Below are 17,140 nucleotides of genomic sequence, written 5' to 3' on the forward strand. Positions count from 1 at the left end.
TATCATTCTATTGTGTTACTGCGGAAGAAAGGATGTCGCATAGACTTTCACGACAGCTCCATCTTGCATTAATTCATTGATTCGATCCTTTAATCTATTTTCAAGATTTATAATTCCCTCTTCACCTTTGAATTCCTCAGATGACATATTGGAAAGCTCTTTAATAATGATATTGCTCACCTGGAACCCGCGTTTTTCTAATTCCTCTTTCCCTTTTTTACCATCTGTCTGTATGCTAAAGGAAATACGAATATAGTCATCACTAAGTAGTTTTGTTGTGATTTCAGGAATCTCAACGGTCGCTTTTAGTACTTGGTCAATAGAAGGTTCCTTTTCACTATCACTTGCAGTTACCTTTGTTAAAATAACAAAAGCAGTGGTACCGACTAAAGTTATTGTACTTAAAATGATGACCATTATCACAAGCAGCTTATTTTTCATAGCACTATTTCCCCCCAAGCATTAACGAAGGCCGAGTACGTTTATTTTTTGATAAAATTCAAGAACCTTCACGTGTACATCCTCTTCTGTTTCCTTCACAACAAGTTTTTTACCATTCGATAATGTAATTGTTGTATCTGGAAAGGATTCAACCTGCTCAATATATATTGCATTTAAAGTGAATTTTTTATCATCTAATTTCGTTAAAGTAATCAAGTTATATCGAGGTTTAGCTAATTACTAAACCTCTTACCCCCTTAACGTTTCAGGTTTACAAGCTCCTGTAGGATTTCATCAGAAGTTGTGATGATACGTGTATTTGCTTGGAATCCACGTTGTGCTACGATCATTTCCGTAAATTCTTCGGAAAGGTCAACGTTTGACATTTCAAGTGCACCAGATTCGATTGAACCAAGTCCGGATGCTCCCGCAAAATTGATTACTGGATCTCCTGAATTCGATGTTCGTTGAAAAAGGTTACCTCCCACTTTCTCTAAACCACCTGAATTCGGAAATTTCGCTAATACTAGTTGACCACCCCAGCGTAAAGTTCCATTTACATCCACATAAGTAACCGATCCGTCTTGTCCGATACTCATGCTTTTTGCATCAGTAGGTATTTGGATTGGTTTATATTCTGGAGTTGGAGTTGCCCCACCTGTGTAAGTAGGTGGAGTAGTTGTAAAATCAAAATCATTAGGTATAATATCTGTTTGCACTGGACTAATTAGCCCGTCTGGGGTATTTGCATCACCATCATGATCACCTAATTCATTAGCAGCAAAGCCAACAACATACATACCCCCACTTGTTACTAAATAACCATTCTGATCCATATAGAAGTTACCAGCTCTTGTGTACATTGGATCTTCCCCTAATGGCGCTACTTGGAAAAATCCGTCGCCGGCAATCGCTAAGTCTAGAATTCTACCAGTCGTTTGTGTGCTCCCGCTGTTATGGATTGTATCAATAGCCGCCAAAGATGAACCTAATCCAACCTGTTTCGGGTTCACACCACCTAGCGTTTGTCCAGGAGCAGTTGCACCGTTAATTGTTTGGCTCATGATGTCACTAAAGACTGTTCTACCCTTCTTAAATCCATACGTATTTACGTTTGCGATATTATTTCCGATCACATCGAGCTTCGTTTGAAAGTTTTTCATTCCACTAATTCCTGAGTACATTGAACGTAACATTTCATTTTCCCCTTCCGAATGTAGGTGGCTTCTGTCAGTCCGCACACCTTGGCTTCCTGTTAAGGTCCAGCCTGTATTTATTAATTAATCTAAAATAATAGTTCCATTAATATTCGTAAATATCTGTGAGCTTGCTTCTTCTCGATTCATTGCCGTAATGACCGTGTTGTTTGGGACATTTACAATTAATGCAGCATTATTCGTAACAACTAATGAATCGCGAATTCCTTTCGTCTTAGCTTCTGAAATCTTCATTTGTATTTGTTTCCATTTAGAATCTTGAATACTAATATTTCTTTCGTCCAAGCGCTTTTGTGCATGTTTACTGATAACCAAGTTTGCCTCTTTTTCCAAGGCTTCCTTAAATGAAACTTTAGGCTGCTCAGTATGCTGAACTTTATTTTTGGTTTGCAGTGATAATGGATGATTTTGTATTTGTAAAATTCGATGGTCCATGTTTCCACCCCCTATTCTTCTTTGTTAGAAGGTTCCTTCACTTTCAAAATTTCATCACTATAAATCGTCGTTCCATCTTTTAACTCTAGCTCAATATATCCTGCTCTTTGCGATACGGATGTGACAATTCCTTGTCCATTTTTAATAATTTCTTTACCATCCTCATCTTGCGTTTTATAGCTGAATTCTACTTCTTTCCCGATCATATTACTGTACTTTAAAAGTTGTTCACCCTGCATTCCACTCACAAATTTTTCTAAAGTACTATTCATATTTGTCATTTGCTCCAAGGAAGTAAAGGTCGCCATTTGTGCGATAAAATCTTTATCCTCCATTGGGTTCATTGGATCCTGGTTTTGAAGCTGAGTCATTAATATTTTTAGAAAATCATCTTTTCCCAAAATATCATTACCCGTTTTTCTTTCAGGTTTTACATTTGAAAGGTAAAGATTAGAATCAATTTTTGTCGCCATCTAAGTCACCACCTATACTTTAAAATTAACAAGTTCATCAAGCAAAGCGGATGTAAAGGATTGTTCCTCATTTGCTTCTTGTTGGTTATTCTCTTTCTGTTGTCTTCCTGAATGTTGTCCTTGTTGCTGTTCACTTTCTCTTTGTAAGCTTCTTTCAGTTTGATACTGAAGTTGAGTACTAACTTCAATTTTTTCTACTGAAATGTTTTGTGCTACGAATGTAAGCTTTAGGTTTGATAGCTGTGATTCCACCAATTCCTTTGCTTGACTCGTTGAAGCCATAATTCTAGCAATCATTCCAGCTTCACCTTTGAGAAGTTCAATTCGTAACGAACCAAGATGTTCCGGATATAGATTGATTAATAGTTTTTGCTGCCCGCCACTATTCAAAAAGCTGCTTCTCGCCAGGATATTTTGAAACTGCTTGATAAAATGTTGCTGGTTTGGCAACGGTTTTCCATTTTGTTCAACAAACAACGAAAATTGCTGTACTTTTGGTAATTGGTTTGAACTAACATCAGCCAAAGGAATGGCCTCTGATGCAGTTGTTGTTGACTGAGTTGGATTGCTTGTCTTTTGCAATAGCTTATCGGTTATAGCCGTTTGTGGTGTATCCAGCCCTTTCGGTGTTAAGAAATATCTGGCATGGACTGTTTGCAAATATTGATGCCTTGTTTGTGATTCCAATAAAGGCTTAACCAAAAGCTTGTTTTCTAGTTTCTCCATTAAATCCTGAACAGCTTTATCGAAACTTAAATCAGTCTGTTCTTTAGCCTCTTGTGGATTAGAAGAAATATTCTCGTTAAAAACCATTTTAAATTGTTTGAGCAGATCCATTAGTCCTGCCTTATTAGTAAATGAGTGTTCCTCAGCATAATGTGTAGTTACCAAAAGAAGACCAATGAGTTCCGCGTTTTGAGTTACCTTCTTTAAATCGAGTTTATTAGCGCCATTTTGAATATCCGTTATAAACGCTTTTATTTGCTCAACCAAATCGGTTGGAAGAGTTAGAAATACGTCATCAAAATCAGATAAGTCAAGGTTTTCCTGCGAAAAGGTTTCGATATTTGCTAAAGTTTCCTCAATCGATTCTATTGATTGGTCTTCTTCTGCTTTTTCCTCAACCACAGATGGTGAGCCCTCTCCATAGGAATTTACAATAGGTTCCTGACCTATCCCTGCTAATGCCACCAAACTTTCACGAAAAGACAATTGCGATGAACCAATTCCTGGTAGAGCCTCATTACTTACAGCCCCATTTGTGACAGCCTTTCGGATGGAACCCATAGATAGATCGAAGTTTGCTGCCATGTTCACGTTCGTTTCACCTCCTTTCAAGTGGTGAAATTGTTTTATTGGGTAATTAATTGGGTAAACCTTGCAGCATCCTCAGGAGACATTTTTTCAAAGATGGCGGCTAGTTTTTCCGTATTAATACTTGTAAGAATCTCCCTTGCTTCCTCATCTTTTAGATTTGGAATAATTTTTGCCGCATTTTTCGGAGACATTTCCTCATACATTTTGGTTAAATCATCTAATGATTTACTTTTCGCTATACGTTCATCCTGAAGTTTGGCAATCTCATCTGAGAGACTTTCGATTTCAAGCTCTAAAGAGTGGATCTCACCATTCTTTGTTTCCAATTCACTTTCTAGTCGCGAAATCTTTGATTCCTTTGCCTGTATTTCAGCCTCTAATTCTGAAACGGAGACTTCATCCTTTTTCTGTACCTGTGATTCTTCTTTTTCGTCATTAAAAAGAGAAGAAATAATGGGAGCCTTGGATGCAAAGTCTTTCATGATTCCAAGCGGATTAAATCCTGTGACAGATAATAAGACTATAACGACAATCAAAGTAAAGAAAGATGGAATAAGTATGACATACAGAAACCATTGAAATTTGCTGTATTCTTTTTCATTGGGCTCCACTTGATCACCTATCTTCCTTTTGACATATATTGTTGGATTGAAATTTCATCCATCATCTGACTTTCCTGCATTTTTAAATGACCTTCATAGACAGCAAAGTCCTTCTCATGCATGACTTCATATTTTTTAACTTCAATATTTTTTTCGGTTAATAATGCTTGCAGTTGCTGCATTTTATTTCTTGCTTTAATAACAAGATGTTGGTATGACATAATCGTTTTTTCCAAGCCAGTTATGAAGGACTGTTGATGCCGAATGCTCTGAATGGATAAGCCACCTTGTAGCTGCTGTCTTTGATTTTCCTCAAGTAATTCCTTCTTCTTTAACGTTTCATATAAAGCTTCGGCCGCATCTTCAAATTCTTTCACCGAAGTTTTATAATCTGCAAGAACCTGATTCTTCTCATTTTCTTTTATCGACATAACTTTTTGAAATTTGAACTTGTAAGTCATTTCTTTTACTCACCTTTTTCAGCCAATTGTGCCAATAAGTGTAAACTTTCTTCGAAAGTAAATTTCTCATCTGTTTGCTGTTTTAAAAACGATATAATCTTTGGATAATACCTAATTGCTTCATCAACCTCAATGGAGGATCCCCTTTTATACGCACCAATATTAATTAAATCCTCAGAATTAAGGTAGGTTGCCATGATTCCTCTCAGTTTTTCAGCATAGGATTTATGGTCAATTGATGTAATTTGGTTCATGACACGACTGATTGACTTTAAAACATTAATTGCTGGATATTGTCCTTTATTGGCAAGATTTCGATCAAGCACGAAATGTCCATCAAGTATTCCTCGAACCGTATCCGCGATTGGCTCATTCATGTCGTCTCCGTCCACTAAAACAGTGTAAAAAGCAGTGATAGAACCCAAATGATTCGTCCCCGTTCTTTCTAACAGTCTCGGAAGTGTTGTAAAAACACTTGGTGTGTAACCTTTTGTTGTTGGCGGTTCTCCAATTGCTAAACCAATTTCACGGCTTGCCATTGCAACACGGGTAACCGAATCCATCATTAACATCACGTCTAGACCCTTATTCCTGAAAAACTCTGCTATTGCTGTCGCAGTCATCGCTGCTTTAATGCGAAGTAAGGCAGGCTGGTCGGAAGTAGCAACTACTAAAATTGATCTTTTAAGGCCTTCCTCACCTAAATCCTTTTCAATAAACTCTCGCACCTCACGTCCACGCTCTCCGACAAGCGCAATTACATTGATATCAGCTGTCGTATTACGGGCGATCATTCCCAAAAGTGTACTTTTACCAACACCACTTCCAGCAAAAATTCCGACCCTTTGCCCGTTTCCAACGGTTAACAGGCTATCTATCATCTTTACCCCGACCTCAATTGGCTTTGCAATTGGAGGGCGAGACAATGGATTTGGAGGGTCTTGTTCAGTCGGTGCAGAAGATAATCCCCTAGGCAGTTCACTTCCATCCAGCGGTTGTCCGAGCGGGTCTAATACCTTTCCTACTAACCCATCTCCAACCTTTATATCAAGTGGTTTACCAGTTGCTTCAACAATGCTTCCCGGAGAAATATCCTTTACACTAGTAAATGGCATTAGGATAACATGCTCCTCACGAAAACCGACTACTTCAGCTTGAATACACCTTTTATAATTTACTCCAACATAAATATGGCATAAATCTCCAATCGAACATTCTGGACCACGAGATTCAATCATTAAGCCAACGACCCTAGTTACCTTACCGAACCGTTTATATGAATCGATAGAATGTATCTCATTAAGAAGTTCGATTGCCTTCAAAGCCTATTCCTCCATTAACATTGATAGTAATTTTTCTTTTATCTCAGATAACTGGGTATCTACACTAGCATCAATTTTTCCAAAGGAAGATTCAATCACACAATCAACCTCTCCTAAATCTTCATTCGGAAAAACGAAAAGATTAGATTCCTGGCCTAAGAGAGCAGTTAACTCCTCTTTTTGCTCAATTACAATTTGGTAAAAACGAGGATTTAGTTGAATCGTAATACCGGAATGCTCCTTTACTTCTTTTAGGGCCTTTTTTACTAGGTAAGAAAAAACTGCAGGTTGCTCAGACAATTGAATCCCGATAATTTTTTCTGCCACCGTTATGGCAAGCCGTAATATATCTTCTTCCGAAGAATCTAGATATTGATCGTAATCATACTTTGATGATTCAATGATTCGGCGAGCTTCAGAAAGTAAATCGGTATATTCTTGATAACCCTGCTCTTTTCCTTTAGTCATTCCAGCTTGAAAACCTTCTTCTAACGTTTTCTGGTAAAGGTCTTGTTTCTCTTCTTCCCATTCACGTTTTTCAACTAATGCTTGTTGCCTGATTGAATTGGAATAGGCAATAGCGTCTTTGACAATTTTATCTGCCTGTTGTTTAGCCTCATCGAGTATTTTTTGAGAAACAAACTGTAAATTTTGCTGCTCAGCTTCGTCTTGATTACGTTCTTGGGTCTGAAAAACTTTGAGTCCTATGATTCGCTTCGGAATTTCCTTTGACTCAGCAGAACTTGATTTTATGACATTAGACAATAATATCATCTCCCCCACCACGAGCGATGACAATTTCTCCAGCTTCCTCTAGTCTTCTAATAACCGCTACAATACGTGATTGGGCTTCCTCAACATCACGTAATCGTACAGGTCCCATATATTCCATTTCCTCTTTAAATGTTTCGACCATCCGTTTTGACATATTTTTAAAAACTATTTCCTTCACTTCTTCACTTGCTACACGAAGTGAAAGCATGAGGTCTTCATTTTCAATATCACGAATGACTCGTTGAATCGCACGATTATCAAGAGTAACAATATCTTCGAATACAAACATTCTCTTTTTGATTTCATCGGCAAGCTCTGGGTCCTGAATTTCCAACGCGTCTAAAATCGTTCTTTCCGTTGAACGGTCAACTCCATTTAACACTTCTACCACAGCTTCTATTCCACCGGTTTGGGTATAATCATGTGTTACAGTAGCTGAAAGCTTACGTTCTAGAATTTGCTCAACCTCATTAATAATTTCAGGTGAAGTTCGATCCATAATTGCGATTCTTCTTGCGATATCTGCCTGAACTTCTTGAGGCAGCTCTGATAAAATTTGTGCTGCTTGTCTGGAATCTAAATAGGATAATATTAAGGCGATAGTCTGTGGATGTTCATTTTGAATAAAGTTCAAAATTTGTCCCGGATCGGCCTTTCTTGCAAAATCAAAAGGTTTAACTTGAAGGGAAGATGTTAATCGGCTAATAATAACTCCTGCTTGTTCTTCTCCAAGTGCTTTTTCAAGTACTGTCTTCGCATAACCAATACCACCTTGGGTGATATAATCCTGAGCAATCGCAATTTGATGAAATTCTTCCATTATTTGTTCCTTTGTATTTGCCTCCACCTTTCGAACGCCAGAAATTTCTAGTGTTAACTTTTCAATTTCTTCTTCGGACAGATGCTTATACACTGATGCCGAAACATCTGGACCTAATGAAATCAGGAGAATGGCTGCTTTTTGCTTACCAGTAAGTCCATTATGAATTTCTCGTTTTGCCATTTCTCCACCTCCTACTCATCTGCCAACCATGAACGTAATAGTTTTGCGAAATCCTCTGGTTTATCTTTTGCAAGCTTCTCCAATTGTTTCCTTTTGACTACTGCATCTGATTCTTTTTCCTCATTAACATCTGGAATATGGTCAAAGAATACAGGTTCTGATTGAGGAAGTTCATCCTCGATTTCTGTGTCTCTCTTTTTGCGTAAAAACAAGAATAATAGAATAATAAGACCAAGTACTAGAAGACCACCTACTATATAAATCCATAAAGGAACTTTAGCGATTGCTGGTGTTTCAGCAACTGTTGTTGATTTCCCGCTAAATTCTTGGACAGAAACAACAATTTTATCTTGAATTTGTTCTTGTGTTAATTCATTATTCTCATCCTGATTGATACTAGTACTCACAATCGTACTTAGGATTCTTTCAATATCGTCCACACGTTCCTGTGGCATTGATGCAGGATCTTTAGGATCTGGTGCTTCGACCATAACTTGAATTCCTAAATCTCTTATTTTATATGGAGCTTCCACAATCTCCTTTGTGATACGATTCACATCTTTGTTAACACGTTCTTCTATACGCTCATAATCCCCATTTCCGGCTTGCCCATTTGTATTATAACTTGGGACATCTGTCTCACCGGTACCAACAACTCCGCCAGCAGCAGCACCATCTCCAGTAAAGGTTTCTGTAATTCTTTCAACACTAATTTCAATGCCATCCATGTTTTCAGGATTAACTGGTGTAACAAGGTTTTCTTGGCGATTTTCTTGTGTAAAATCAATATCTGTTGTAACGGACACGACGATTTTATCTGGCCCCATCATCGTACCTAGCATTTGCTGGACTTGTCTTTGAAGATCTTTTTCAATTTCACGCTTTAATTCAAGTTGTGATGCTACATTTCCAATAACAGATATATTTTCTTCATTTTCCAAGTCAAAATACTCAAAGTTTTGATTGGTTATGACGATATTATCTGTAGGTAGATTTGGAATGCTTTTTGAAACCAAGTGATATAAGGATTTTATCTGTTGTTGTTCAAACCTATATCCTGGTTTCGTGTTAAGAACGATTGAAGCGGAAGCCTCTTTCTCGCTGTCCTTCACAAAAATACCATCGTTCGGCATACTAATCATAACCTTTGCATCGTTTATCCCATCGATGCCCTTAATTAGGTTGGCTAATTCAGTTTGAGTGGATTCGAGTTTAAGCATATTAAATTCATTATCGGTCATTCCAAAACCAGCATTTTCACCAAAAAATGAATAATCGATATTCCCGCTGTCTGGTATTCCTTCTGCTGCAAGATCAACCATTAAGGTTTCGACCACTTCCTCTGGCACCTTAATGGTTGATCCATTATCCGCTATTTCTGATTGAATTCCTCTAGAATCTAAAGTAGCTTTTATTTGACCTGTTTCCTGTGGAGTTAGATTGCTATACAACGGAACAAGTGTTGTTTTTGTAGTGAAAAATACTGTAAGTGAAACAACCAAAATTAAAAGCAAAGGCAATCCAAGTATCGTGGTTTTTTGAAGACCAGATTGTTTCTTCCAAAACTCACTTATCTTCGTTTTATATAAAAGTAGTTTCTCTTTCATTTACATACCCCTATCAAGATGTTGTTTTTAGATTAAACCTGCATCCTCATGATTTCTTGGTATGCTTCTATTACTTTATTTCGAATTTGAAGTGTTGCCTGCAATGAAACACTCGCTTTCTGAGAAGCAATCATTACTTGGTGCAAATCAACGTTTTCGCCTTTTATCAGTTTTTCGGTCATGATATCCGAATTCTTTTGCGATTCATTCACGTTATTGATGGCGTCTTTTAAAAAATGGCTAAACTCCGTTTGAACAGAGCTTGCCGTCTTTTGCTGTACGTTAGGCTTCGAAAAAACCTGCGGTGCAGCAATATTTATTTTATCGATCATGATTTATCACCTATTTTCCGATTTCTAATGCCTTCATTAACATTCCTTTAGACGCATTTAAGACTGTCACATTTGCCTCGTAAGATCTTGTGGCACTAATTAAATCGACCATTTCCTTTAGAGGGTCTACATTCGGTAGAGCTACATAGCCATCTTCATTTGCATCAGGATGATCAGGATTATATACAAGCTGAAATGGAGTATTGTCTTCAACAATACCCGTTACCTTAACCCCACTTCCTGCATTTGATTGATTCATTGCTTTAGATAAATGGGAGGAAAAACTAGCACCTTGTGGTTGCTGAATAACCATTTTCCTTCTATACGGCTGCCATTGTCCATCGACAAGTTTTCCCCTTGTTGTATCTACATTCGCCATATTAGAAGAAATAACGTCCATTCTAAGTCGTCCAGCCGTTAAGGCAGAAGCGCTAGTATTGAGGCTATGAAAAATCGACACTCTTAGTTCCCTCCTTTAATCACTGTATTTAATGTATTAAATTTCCCGCTTATTCTTTCAGTGACGGCATTATAATAAATTTGGTTTTCCGCCAATAATGCCATTTCTTTATCGATATCCACGTTATTACCGTTGTGGTTAAATGCTGTATCATTCTTAGTAATGAATAAGCTGTTTGATCGTTTACTGCTAGTAAATTCGAAATGTTTCTCATTCGTACGATTTGCTCTCAATTGACTATTCATTTCATTTGATAGAAGGTTCTTAAAGCTAACATCTTGTGCTTTGTAATTCGGTGTATCTACATTTGCAATATTATCTGAGATAACCTTCTGTCGAAGAGCTGAATAATCTAAAGCTTTTTCTAGCGAATGAATAGTATTAGAAAAAAGTTTCATCTTATCCCCTCACAAAAAATATATATCCTTCGAATAAATATAACGTATTGTGTTAACTATTTATTATTGTAATGAAATTAAATCTATCTGTCTATGAAGCTTACGATAAAAAGTGATGAAATTCGACAATATAGGACTTATTGCTCACTGTTTCCACTCTTAATTATAGGATTTTAGTCGTGAAGTTTCACGCATTTTTTTACAAAAATCGTCAAGTACTTATTTCCACTATAAAAATTCTACAATATATGATAAGTATAAGTATTTTATCCGATTGCAAATAAAAAACGAAGATGGATTACACCATCTTCGTTTTTCTGCTTAATGCGATTTTAATTTTTCTAATTCAATTAAGAATTTATCGTTGAGTACTTTAATGTAAGTTCCCTTCATTCCTAATGAACGAGATTCGATTACACCGGCACTTTCAAGCTTTCTTAATGCATTTACGATAACTGATCTTGTGATTCCAACACGGTCGGCAATTTTACTTGCAACCAATAATCCTTCATTGCCGTTTAATTCTTCAAAAATATGTTCAATTGCTTCAAATTCACTATATGATAATGAACTAATCGCCATTTGTACAACCGCTTTGCTTCTTGCTTCTTCTTCAATTTCTTCTGCCTTTTCACGAAGAATTTCCATACCAACAACTGTTGCACCGTATTCAGCTAAGATTAGATCGTCATCTTCAAAGCTTTGATCGAGTCTTGAAAGGATAAGTGTACCTAATCTTTCACCACCACCGATAATTGGTACAATTGTTGTTAACCCACTTTTAAACAAGTCTTTGTTTTCAATTGGGAAAGCAGTATAAGCACTTTCAATATCAAGGTTCGATGACGTTTCCTGAATGTTGAATAGGCTTTGTGTATATTCTTCAGGGAAATGACGATCTTCAATCATTTTAATCATTCTTTCGTTTTCAATTTGCTGATTGATGGCAAATCCAAGAAGTTTACCACGGCGACTTAATAAGAAAATATTTGCTCCAATTACATCGCGTAGTGTTTCTGACATTTCTTTAAAGTTAACTGGTTTACCTGCTGCTTTTTGCAGCATTGCATTAATTTTTCGTGTTCTTTCTAATAATGGCATTTACTTGTTCCTCCTGATAATCTTACAAAATAAACTGACTTAAATCTTTGTTTTTAACGATAGTACTTAACTTATCATCCACATATTGTGGAGTAATCGTGATTTTTTCCATTGTAATATCGGGTGCTTCGAATGATAAATCCTCTAAAAGTCTTTCCAAAATCGTATGTAGACGACGCGCTCCAATATTGTCCGTATCTTGATTCACTTGGAAGGCAACTTCAGCTATCTTACGAATAGCATCGTCAGAAAATTCGAGTTGTATACCTTCTGTTTCTAATAATGCTGAATATTGTTTCAAAAGGGCATTATCGGGCTCAACTAAGATTCGATAAAAATCATCGACAGTTAGTTTAGTAAGCTCCACGCGAATCGGAAAACGACCTTGTAATTCAGGGATTAAATCCGAAGGCTTTGACATATGAAAGGCTCCTGCTGCAATAAATAACATGTGATCTGTTTTAACAGATCCATATTTTGTTACAACGGTTGATCCTTCAACAATCGGTAAAATATCACGTTGCACTCCTTCTCTTGAAACATCTGCCGAAGAAGAATTATGACTTTTACCCGCCACTTTGTCAATCTCATCTATGAAAATAATTCCGGATTGTTCAGCACGGTTAACAGCCTCTTGAGTAACCTCATCCATATCAATTAGCTTTGCTGCTTCTTCATTTGTCAGGACTTTGCGAGCATCCTTAACCGTCAATTTACGCTTTTTGCGTTTTTTCGGCATAAGGTTGCTTAATGCATCCTGCATATTCATTCCCATATTCTCCATACCGGAGCCTTGAAGTAAATCGAACATAGATGCCTGCTGCTCTTCAACTTCGACCGTTACGTAGTAATCTTCGAGTTCACCAAGTGCAAGCTTATGAGCCATTCTCTTTCTTTTTTCACTTAAGCTTTCTTCTTCCGATGATTTTTCGACCTCTGGCTCATTATTATTCCCACCAAATAACATTTCAAGTGGATTTTTATAGTTTGTTTGCTTTTTCGAGCCCGGAACAAGCAATTCAACAATACGATTATTGGCATTTTCCTGAGCTCGATCAGATACTTCTACCATTTTCTCCTCTTTTACAAGGCGAACAGCAGTTTCAATTAGGTCTCGAACCATTGATTCAACATCTCGACCAACATAGCCTACTTCCGTAAACTTAGTAGCCTCTACCTTAATAAAAGGAGCCCCTACTAGCTTTGCAAGCCGTCTTGCAATTTCAGTCTTACCAACACCAGTTGGTCCAATCATCAATATATTCTTTGGTACAATCTCATCTTTAAGCTTTTCGTTAAGCAGACTGCGGCGGTAGCGATTTCTTAATGCCACTGATACGGCTCTTTTTGCTTGATTCTGGCCAATAATATATTGATCTAATTTTTCAACGATCTGTCTTGGGGTTAAATTCGTCTTCAAAGTAATCCCCTCCTTATAGTTCTTCAACTATAATATTTTCATTTGTATACACGCAAATCTCACTTGCAATTTCTAATGCAGCTCTCGCAATTTCTTTAGCTGTTAAATGATCACCAGAATATTTTTTCAAAGCACGTCCAGCAGAAAGAGCGTAGTTTCCGCCAGATCCAATTGCTAGAATTCCATCATCTGGTTCGATAACTTCACCTGTGCCTGAAATTAGAAGCAAATCCTTCTCATCCATTACAATCAGCATAGCCTCTAATTTACGAAGAACTTTATCACTTCTCCATTCTTTAGCAAGTTCTACTGCTGCCCTTTGTAAATTCCCATTAAATTCTTCCAGGCGTCCTTCAAACATTTCAAAAAGGGTAATTGCATCTGCGACAGAACCAGCAAAACCAGCAATAACTCTTCCTTGAAACAGCTTTCGCACCTTTCTGGCAGTATGCTTCATAACAACTGCATTGCCAAAGGTTACTTGACCATCTCCAGCCATTGCTGAATTTCCCTTATGTTTTACAGCAAATATTGTCGTTGCATGAAAATTTGACATTTTTTGAACAGCCTCCTTATGCACGTGGGTGTGAGGATAAATAAATATTTCGCAAATGATCCTTGGTGACATGCGTATAAACTTGTGTTGACGACAGATTTTCGTGTCCGAGTAATTCTTGTACAGACCTCATATCAGCGCCCTCGTTTAAAAGGTGTGTAGCAAATGTATGTCTTAATACGTGTGGACTAATATGTATCGTAGCTGAAGTCTTTTTGATCATATTATTTAGGATTAACCGGACTCCCCTTGAAGTTAAAGGTCCACCCCGAAAATTAAGGAATAAATTGTTTGTATGTACTGATGCTTTTTCGAGCAATTCCTTGCGACTCTTTTGTATATAGTTAGTAAGTGCTTGTTCGGCATAACTTCCAAAAGGTACGTAGCGTTGTTTATTTCCTTTACCATGAACCAACACAGTTCCTAATGAAAAGTCTAAATCCTGAAGTGTTAGCTTACAGCATTCACTTACACGGATTCCAGTTCCATAAAGCAATTCAAGTAGAGCTTGATCCCGCTGCCCTAAACTTGTAGAGACATCTGATACTTCAAATAGCTTTTCTAATTCTTCCTCATATAAAAAATGCGGGAGCTTTTGTTCCCTTTTTGGCAATGAAACCAAAGTAAATGGGTTTTGAGAAACAAGTTTTTCCCTTTGCAGAAAATTAAAAAAACTGCGCAATGTTGAGATCTTTTTTGCAACAGTACGTCTTGCATATTGTTTCTTATAAAGCTCCGTAAGATACAATCGCACATCTGAATATGTTACATTTGATAAATTTGAGATGGATTCTCGATTTAGAAATAAGAAAAAATGTTCAATCGCTTGTTCATAATGCACAATTGTATATTCTGAATAATTTTTCTCGATTTGTAAATATTCTTTGAATAATTGTAACGATTTGTTCACATTTTCCATAATTTTCACCTCACAAGGGCTACTAAATATTATCATAATTTAGTAGCCCTTGCAAATAAAAACTCTGATTTTTTTACAAAATTCTGAATTGCGCAAGAAATCAGTGCTTAATATGATTCTTTAAACAGAGAAAATGGTGAGCCACAATGAACTCACCAAACAAGTTATTTTTGAGGTTCTTCTTTGTAGTCACACTGGGCACATTGTACTTGAATTCCCTTTTTGAGCTTTTTCTCAACTAACAGGTTTTCACACTTTGGACATTTCCTTGGAAGTGGTTTATCCCAAGAAAGAAAATCACATTCTGGGTATTGGTCGCAACCATAGAAAATTCTTTTCTTTTTGCTTTTTCTTTCAACTATGTTTCCTTTCTCACATTTCGGGCAAGGAACACCAATTTCCTTAACAATTGGTTTCGTATTACGACAATCAGGGAAATTAGAGCAAGCCATGAATTTTCCATAACGTCCCATTTTATAAACCATTGGATGTCCGCAATTTTCACAATCTACACCTGCAGGTTCATCCTTTATTTCAACTTCCTTCATTTCTGCTTCTGCTATTTCTAATCTTTTTTCGAAGTCTTTGTAGAATTCATCAATAATATTGATCCATTCTGTTTTTCCTTCTTCAATTTCATCAAGGTCATGCTCCATTTTAGCAGTAAACTTTACATCCAAAATTTTCGGAAAGAACTCGAGCATTAATTCATCCACGATCTCTCCAAGTTCAGTCGGTATGAACCGCTTGTTATCTAACGCAACATACCCTCTCTTTTGAATGGTATCTAATGTTGGCGCATAAGTTGATGGTCTTCCTATCCCTAATTCTTCAAGTGTTTTAACAAGTCTTGCTTCCGTATAACGTGGCGGTGGCTGGGTAAAATGTTGCTTTGGATCAATATCTTTTGAAAATACTTGGTCACCCTCTGCCAAGCCAGGGAGCATCTTTTCTTTTTCTTCAACATTATCATCATTGCCCTCAACATAGACCTTCATAAAACCAGGGAATTTAACTTTTGAGCCTGTTGCCCGAAATACAACATCGCCATTATTTAGGTCAACACTCATTGTATCCATAATTGCTGAAGCCATTTGACTCGCAACAAAACGTTCCCAAATAAGCTTATATAATCGTAATTGGTCTCTGCCTAAATACTGTTTCACGCTACTTGGCTCTCTAAAAACAGAAGTCGGACGAATCCCTTCGTGAGCATCCTGGGTATTCGCTCCCTTTTTCTCTTTTCTTTTTGTATCTGTTAAGAATTGCTTGCCAAAAGTCTGTTCAATATATTGTGTTCCTTCTTCAATTGCAGTGTCAGAAATTCGTGTGGAATCTGTACGCATGTAAGTTATTAGACCAACTGTCCCTTCCTTACCCAGATCAATTCCTTCATATAATTGTTGTGCCAGCATCATTGTTTTCTTAGCCCGAAAATTTAACTTACGAGCTGCTTCTTGTTGTAAAGAAGAGGTGATAAACGGTGGCGACGGATTTCTTTTTCGTTCCTTTTTAGTTACGGAATGAATGGTAAATGAATTCCCATCAATTTTAGACAGTATATCGTTTACTTCTGCTTCATTTGTTAATTCAACTTTTTTTCCATTCACACCGTAAAATTGGCCTTCAAATTGTTCGGTTCCTTTTAAAAAGTCTGCTTTAATTGTCCAGTATTCTTCAGGCTCAAAATCTCGAATTTCTTTTTCACGATCAATGATTAGTCTGACAGCAACGGATTGTACTCGTCCCGCACTTAAACCCTTTTTTACTTTCTTCCATAGGATTGGACTAATATTATAGCCTACTAATCTGTCAAGAACACGTCTAGCTTGTTGAGCATCGACGAGTGATTGATTAATTGGACGTGGGTGTTTAAATGATTCTTTAATCGCGTCCTTAGTAATTTCATTAAAAACAACTCGACAATCAGAATTGATATCAAGATCTAAGGAATGAGCAAGATGCCATGCAATTGCTTCCCCTTCACGGTCGGGGTCGGCCGCCAGATAAACTTTTTTTGCTTTTTTCGCGGCAGTCTTTAAATCCTTCAGAACAGGACCTTTACCTCGAATTGTTATATATTTCACTTCAAAATCATTTTTTGCATCAACACCCATTTGACTTCTTGGAAGGTCTCTAACATGGCCCATTGATGCTTTCACTTTATATTTTTTCCCTAAATATCTTTCAATTGTTTTTGCTTTTGCTGGTGATTCAACTATGACTAAATAGTCCGACATGTATCGCTTCCTCCTTAGAGGTTAAAATAATTTCCAGTTATAATAAATCCTCCATATTATTA

General features: G+C 37.0%; 20 protein-coding genes. All 20 read right to left on the reverse strand.

Annotated features, from left to right (window positions below; genetic code table 11):
* Positions 1 to 15: 15 nt before the first annotated feature.
* The 20 genes from fliL to topA all read right to left on the reverse strand — a co-directional run bounded on the left by fliL (position 16) and on the right by topA (position 17,078).
* Entirely contained in the window at positions 16 to 441 is a 426-nt protein-coding gene (fliL, locus tag LKW28_RS10975; protein ID WP_229140412.1) for a flagellar basal body-associated protein FliL, read from the reverse strand.
* A gap of 21 nt (positions 442 to 462) precedes the next feature.
* Complete coding sequence (locus tag LKW28_RS10980; protein WP_229140413.1) at positions 463 to 657, reverse strand: flagellar FlbD family protein; 195 nt, start codon at positions 655 to 657, stop codon at positions 463 to 465.
* A 41-nt stretch (positions 658 to 698) separates the two neighbouring features.
* The gene (locus LKW28_RS10985; RefSeq protein ID WP_229140414.1) at positions 699 to 1,637 is read right to left on the reverse strand and encodes a flagellar basal-body rod protein FlgG; all 939 of its coding nucleotides are present in this window, start codon (positions 1,635 to 1,637) and stop codon (positions 699 to 701) included.
* Between the two features lie 84 nt (positions 1,638 to 1,721).
* The gene (locus LKW28_RS10990; RefSeq protein WP_229140415.1) at positions 1,722 to 2,093 is read right to left on the reverse strand and encodes a TIGR02530 family flagellar biosynthesis protein; all 372 of its coding nucleotides are present in this window, start codon (positions 2,091 to 2,093) and stop codon (positions 1,722 to 1,724) included.
* Between the two features lie 11 nt (positions 2,094 to 2,104).
* Complete coding sequence (gene flgD / locus LKW28_RS10995) at positions 2,105 to 2,566, reverse strand: flagellar hook assembly protein FlgD (RefSeq protein WP_229140416.1); 462 nt, start codon at positions 2,564 to 2,566, stop codon at positions 2,105 to 2,107.
* 12 nt (positions 2,567 to 2,578) lie between these two features.
* Entirely contained in the window at positions 2,579 to 3,877 is a 1,299-nt protein-coding gene (locus tag LKW28_RS11000; protein WP_229140672.1) for a flagellar hook-length control protein FliK, read from the reverse strand.
* 41 nt (positions 3,878 to 3,918) lie between these two features.
* Positions 3,919 to 4,494 carry a MotE family protein gene (locus tag LKW28_RS11005; RefSeq protein WP_229140417.1) on the reverse strand — a complete coding sequence of 192 codons (576 nt, stop codon included), beginning with the start codon at positions 4,492 to 4,494 and terminating at the stop codon, positions 3,919 to 3,921.
* 8 nt (positions 4,495 to 4,502) lie between these two features.
* Positions 4,503 to 4,946: a flagellar export protein FliJ gene (fliJ, locus tag LKW28_RS11010; RefSeq protein ID WP_229140418.1), complete on the reverse strand. Its 444-nt coding sequence runs from the start codon at positions 4,944 to 4,946 to the stop codon at positions 4,503 to 4,505.
* A 5-nt stretch (positions 4,947 to 4,951) separates the two neighbouring features.
* The gene (gene fliI / locus LKW28_RS11015) at positions 4,952 to 6,268 is read right to left on the reverse strand and encodes a flagellar protein export ATPase FliI (protein WP_229140419.1); all 1,317 of its coding nucleotides are present in this window, start codon (positions 6,266 to 6,268) and stop codon (positions 4,952 to 4,954) included.
* 3 nt (positions 6,269 to 6,271) lie between these two features.
* Positions 6,272 to 7,033 (reverse strand): flagellar assembly protein FliH, encoded by a 762-nt coding sequence (fliH, locus tag LKW28_RS11020; RefSeq protein ID WP_229140420.1) that lies wholly within the window; start codon positions 7,031 to 7,033, stop codon positions 6,272 to 6,274.
* Complete coding sequence (fliG, locus tag LKW28_RS11025; protein ID WP_229140421.1) at positions 7,026 to 8,045, reverse strand: flagellar motor switch protein FliG; 1,020 nt, start codon at positions 8,043 to 8,045, stop codon at positions 7,026 to 7,028. The genes fliH and fliG overlap by 8 nt, the downstream gene beginning before the upstream one ends.
* Before the next feature lie 11 nt (positions 8,046 to 8,056).
* Positions 8,057 to 9,652 (reverse strand): flagellar basal-body MS-ring/collar protein FliF, encoded by a 1,596-nt coding sequence (gene fliF, locus LKW28_RS11030; RefSeq protein WP_229140422.1) that lies wholly within the window; start codon positions 9,650 to 9,652, stop codon positions 8,057 to 8,059.
* Between the two features lie 32 nt (positions 9,653 to 9,684).
* A complete protein-coding gene (fliE, locus tag LKW28_RS11035) occupies positions 9,685 to 9,984 on the reverse strand; it encodes a flagellar hook-basal body complex protein FliE (protein ID WP_229140423.1) in 300 nt (99 codons plus the stop codon).
* Positions 9,985 to 9,994: 10 nt separating this feature from the next.
* Positions 9,995 to 10,444 (reverse strand): flagellar basal body rod protein FlgC, encoded by a 450-nt coding sequence (flgC, locus tag LKW28_RS11040; RefSeq protein ID WP_229140424.1) that lies wholly within the window; start codon positions 10,442 to 10,444, stop codon positions 9,995 to 9,997.
* A gap of 2 nt (positions 10,445 to 10,446) precedes the next feature.
* Entirely contained in the window at positions 10,447 to 10,842 is a 396-nt protein-coding gene (gene flgB / locus LKW28_RS11045; protein ID WP_229140425.1) for a flagellar basal body rod protein FlgB, read from the reverse strand.
* Between the two features lie 321 nt (positions 10,843 to 11,163).
* Entirely contained in the window at positions 11,164 to 11,943 is a 780-nt protein-coding gene (gene codY / locus LKW28_RS11050; RefSeq protein WP_229140426.1) for a GTP-sensing pleiotropic transcriptional regulator CodY, read from the reverse strand.
* Between the two features lie 22 nt (positions 11,944 to 11,965).
* A complete protein-coding gene (gene hslU / locus LKW28_RS11055) occupies positions 11,966 to 13,363 on the reverse strand; it encodes an HslU--HslV peptidase ATPase subunit (protein WP_229140427.1) in 1,398 nt (465 codons plus the stop codon).
* 13 nt (positions 13,364 to 13,376) lie between these two features.
* Positions 13,377 to 13,919 carry an ATP-dependent protease subunit HslV gene (gene hslV, locus LKW28_RS11060; protein ID WP_229140428.1) on the reverse strand — a complete coding sequence of 181 codons (543 nt, stop codon included), beginning with the start codon at positions 13,917 to 13,919 and terminating at the stop codon, positions 13,377 to 13,379.
* Positions 13,920 to 13,935: 16 nt separating this feature from the next.
* A complete protein-coding gene (gene xerC, locus LKW28_RS11065; RefSeq protein WP_229140429.1) occupies positions 13,936 to 14,838 on the reverse strand; it encodes a tyrosine recombinase XerC in 903 nt (300 codons plus the stop codon).
* Positions 14,839 to 15,002: 164 nt separating this feature from the next.
* A complete protein-coding gene (gene topA, locus LKW28_RS11070) occupies positions 15,003 to 17,078 on the reverse strand; it encodes a type I DNA topoisomerase (RefSeq protein WP_229140430.1) in 2,076 nt (691 codons plus the stop codon).
* Positions 17,079 to 17,140 lie beyond the last annotated feature (62 nt).

Source organism: Bacillus sp. REN16 (assembly GCF_020731355.1).
Taxonomy (GTDB): domain Bacteria; phylum Bacillota; class Bacilli; order Bacillales; family Bacillaceae_L; genus Ferdinandcohnia.

What these genes read in the sequence shown, in the direction of transcription:
- fliG (WP_229140421.1), bottom strand. Translation starts at nt 8,045, where the DNA reads ATGGCAAAACGAGAAATTCATAATGGACTTACTGGTAAGCAAAAAGCA.
- LKW28_RS10985 (WP_229140414.1), bottom strand. Translation starts at nt 1,637, where the DNA reads ATGTTACGTTCAATGTACTCAGGAATTAGTGGAATGAAAAACTTTCAA.
- LKW28_RS11000 (WP_229140672.1), bottom strand. Translation starts at nt 3,877, where the DNA reads ATGGCAGCAAACTTCGATCTATCTATGGGTTCCATCCGAAAGGCTGTC.
- flgD (WP_229140416.1), bottom strand. Translation starts at nt 2,566, where the DNA reads ATGGCGACAAAAATTGATTCTAATCTTTACCTTTCAAATGTAAAACCT.
- flgB (WP_229140425.1), bottom strand. Translation starts at nt 10,842, where the DNA reads ATGAAACTTTTTTCTAATACTATTCATTCGCTAGAAAAAGCTTTAGAT.
- fliL (WP_229140412.1), bottom strand. Translation starts at nt 441, where the DNA reads ATGAAAAATAAGCTGCTTGTGATAATGGTCATCATTTTAAGTACAATA.
- fliJ (WP_229140418.1), bottom strand. Translation starts at nt 4,946, where the DNA reads ATGACTTACAAGTTCAAATTTCAAAAAGTTATGTCGATAAAAGAAAAT.
- topA (WP_229140430.1), bottom strand. Translation starts at nt 17,078, where the DNA reads ATGTCGGACTATTTAGTCATAGTTGAATCACCAGCAAAAGCAAAAACA.
- hslV (WP_229140428.1), bottom strand. Translation starts at nt 13,919, where the DNA reads ATGTCAAATTTTCATGCAACGACAATATTTGCTGTAAAACATAAGGGA.
- xerC (WP_229140429.1), bottom strand. Translation starts at nt 14,838, where the DNA reads ATGGAAAATGTGAACAAATCGTTACAATTATTCAAAGAATATTTACAA.
- codY (WP_229140426.1), bottom strand. Translation starts at nt 11,943, where the DNA reads ATGCCATTATTAGAAAGAACACGAAAAATTAATGCAATGCTGCAAAAA.
- LKW28_RS10990 (WP_229140415.1), bottom strand. Translation starts at nt 2,093, where the DNA reads ATGGACCATCGAATTTTACAAATACAAAATCATCCATTATCACTGCAA.
- fliF (WP_229140422.1), bottom strand. Translation starts at nt 9,652, where the DNA reads ATGAAAGAGAAACTACTTTTATATAAAACGAAGATAAGTGAGTTTTGG.
- fliE (WP_229140423.1), bottom strand. Translation starts at nt 9,984, where the DNA reads ATGATCGATAAAATAAATATTGCTGCACCGCAGGTTTTTTCGAAGCCT.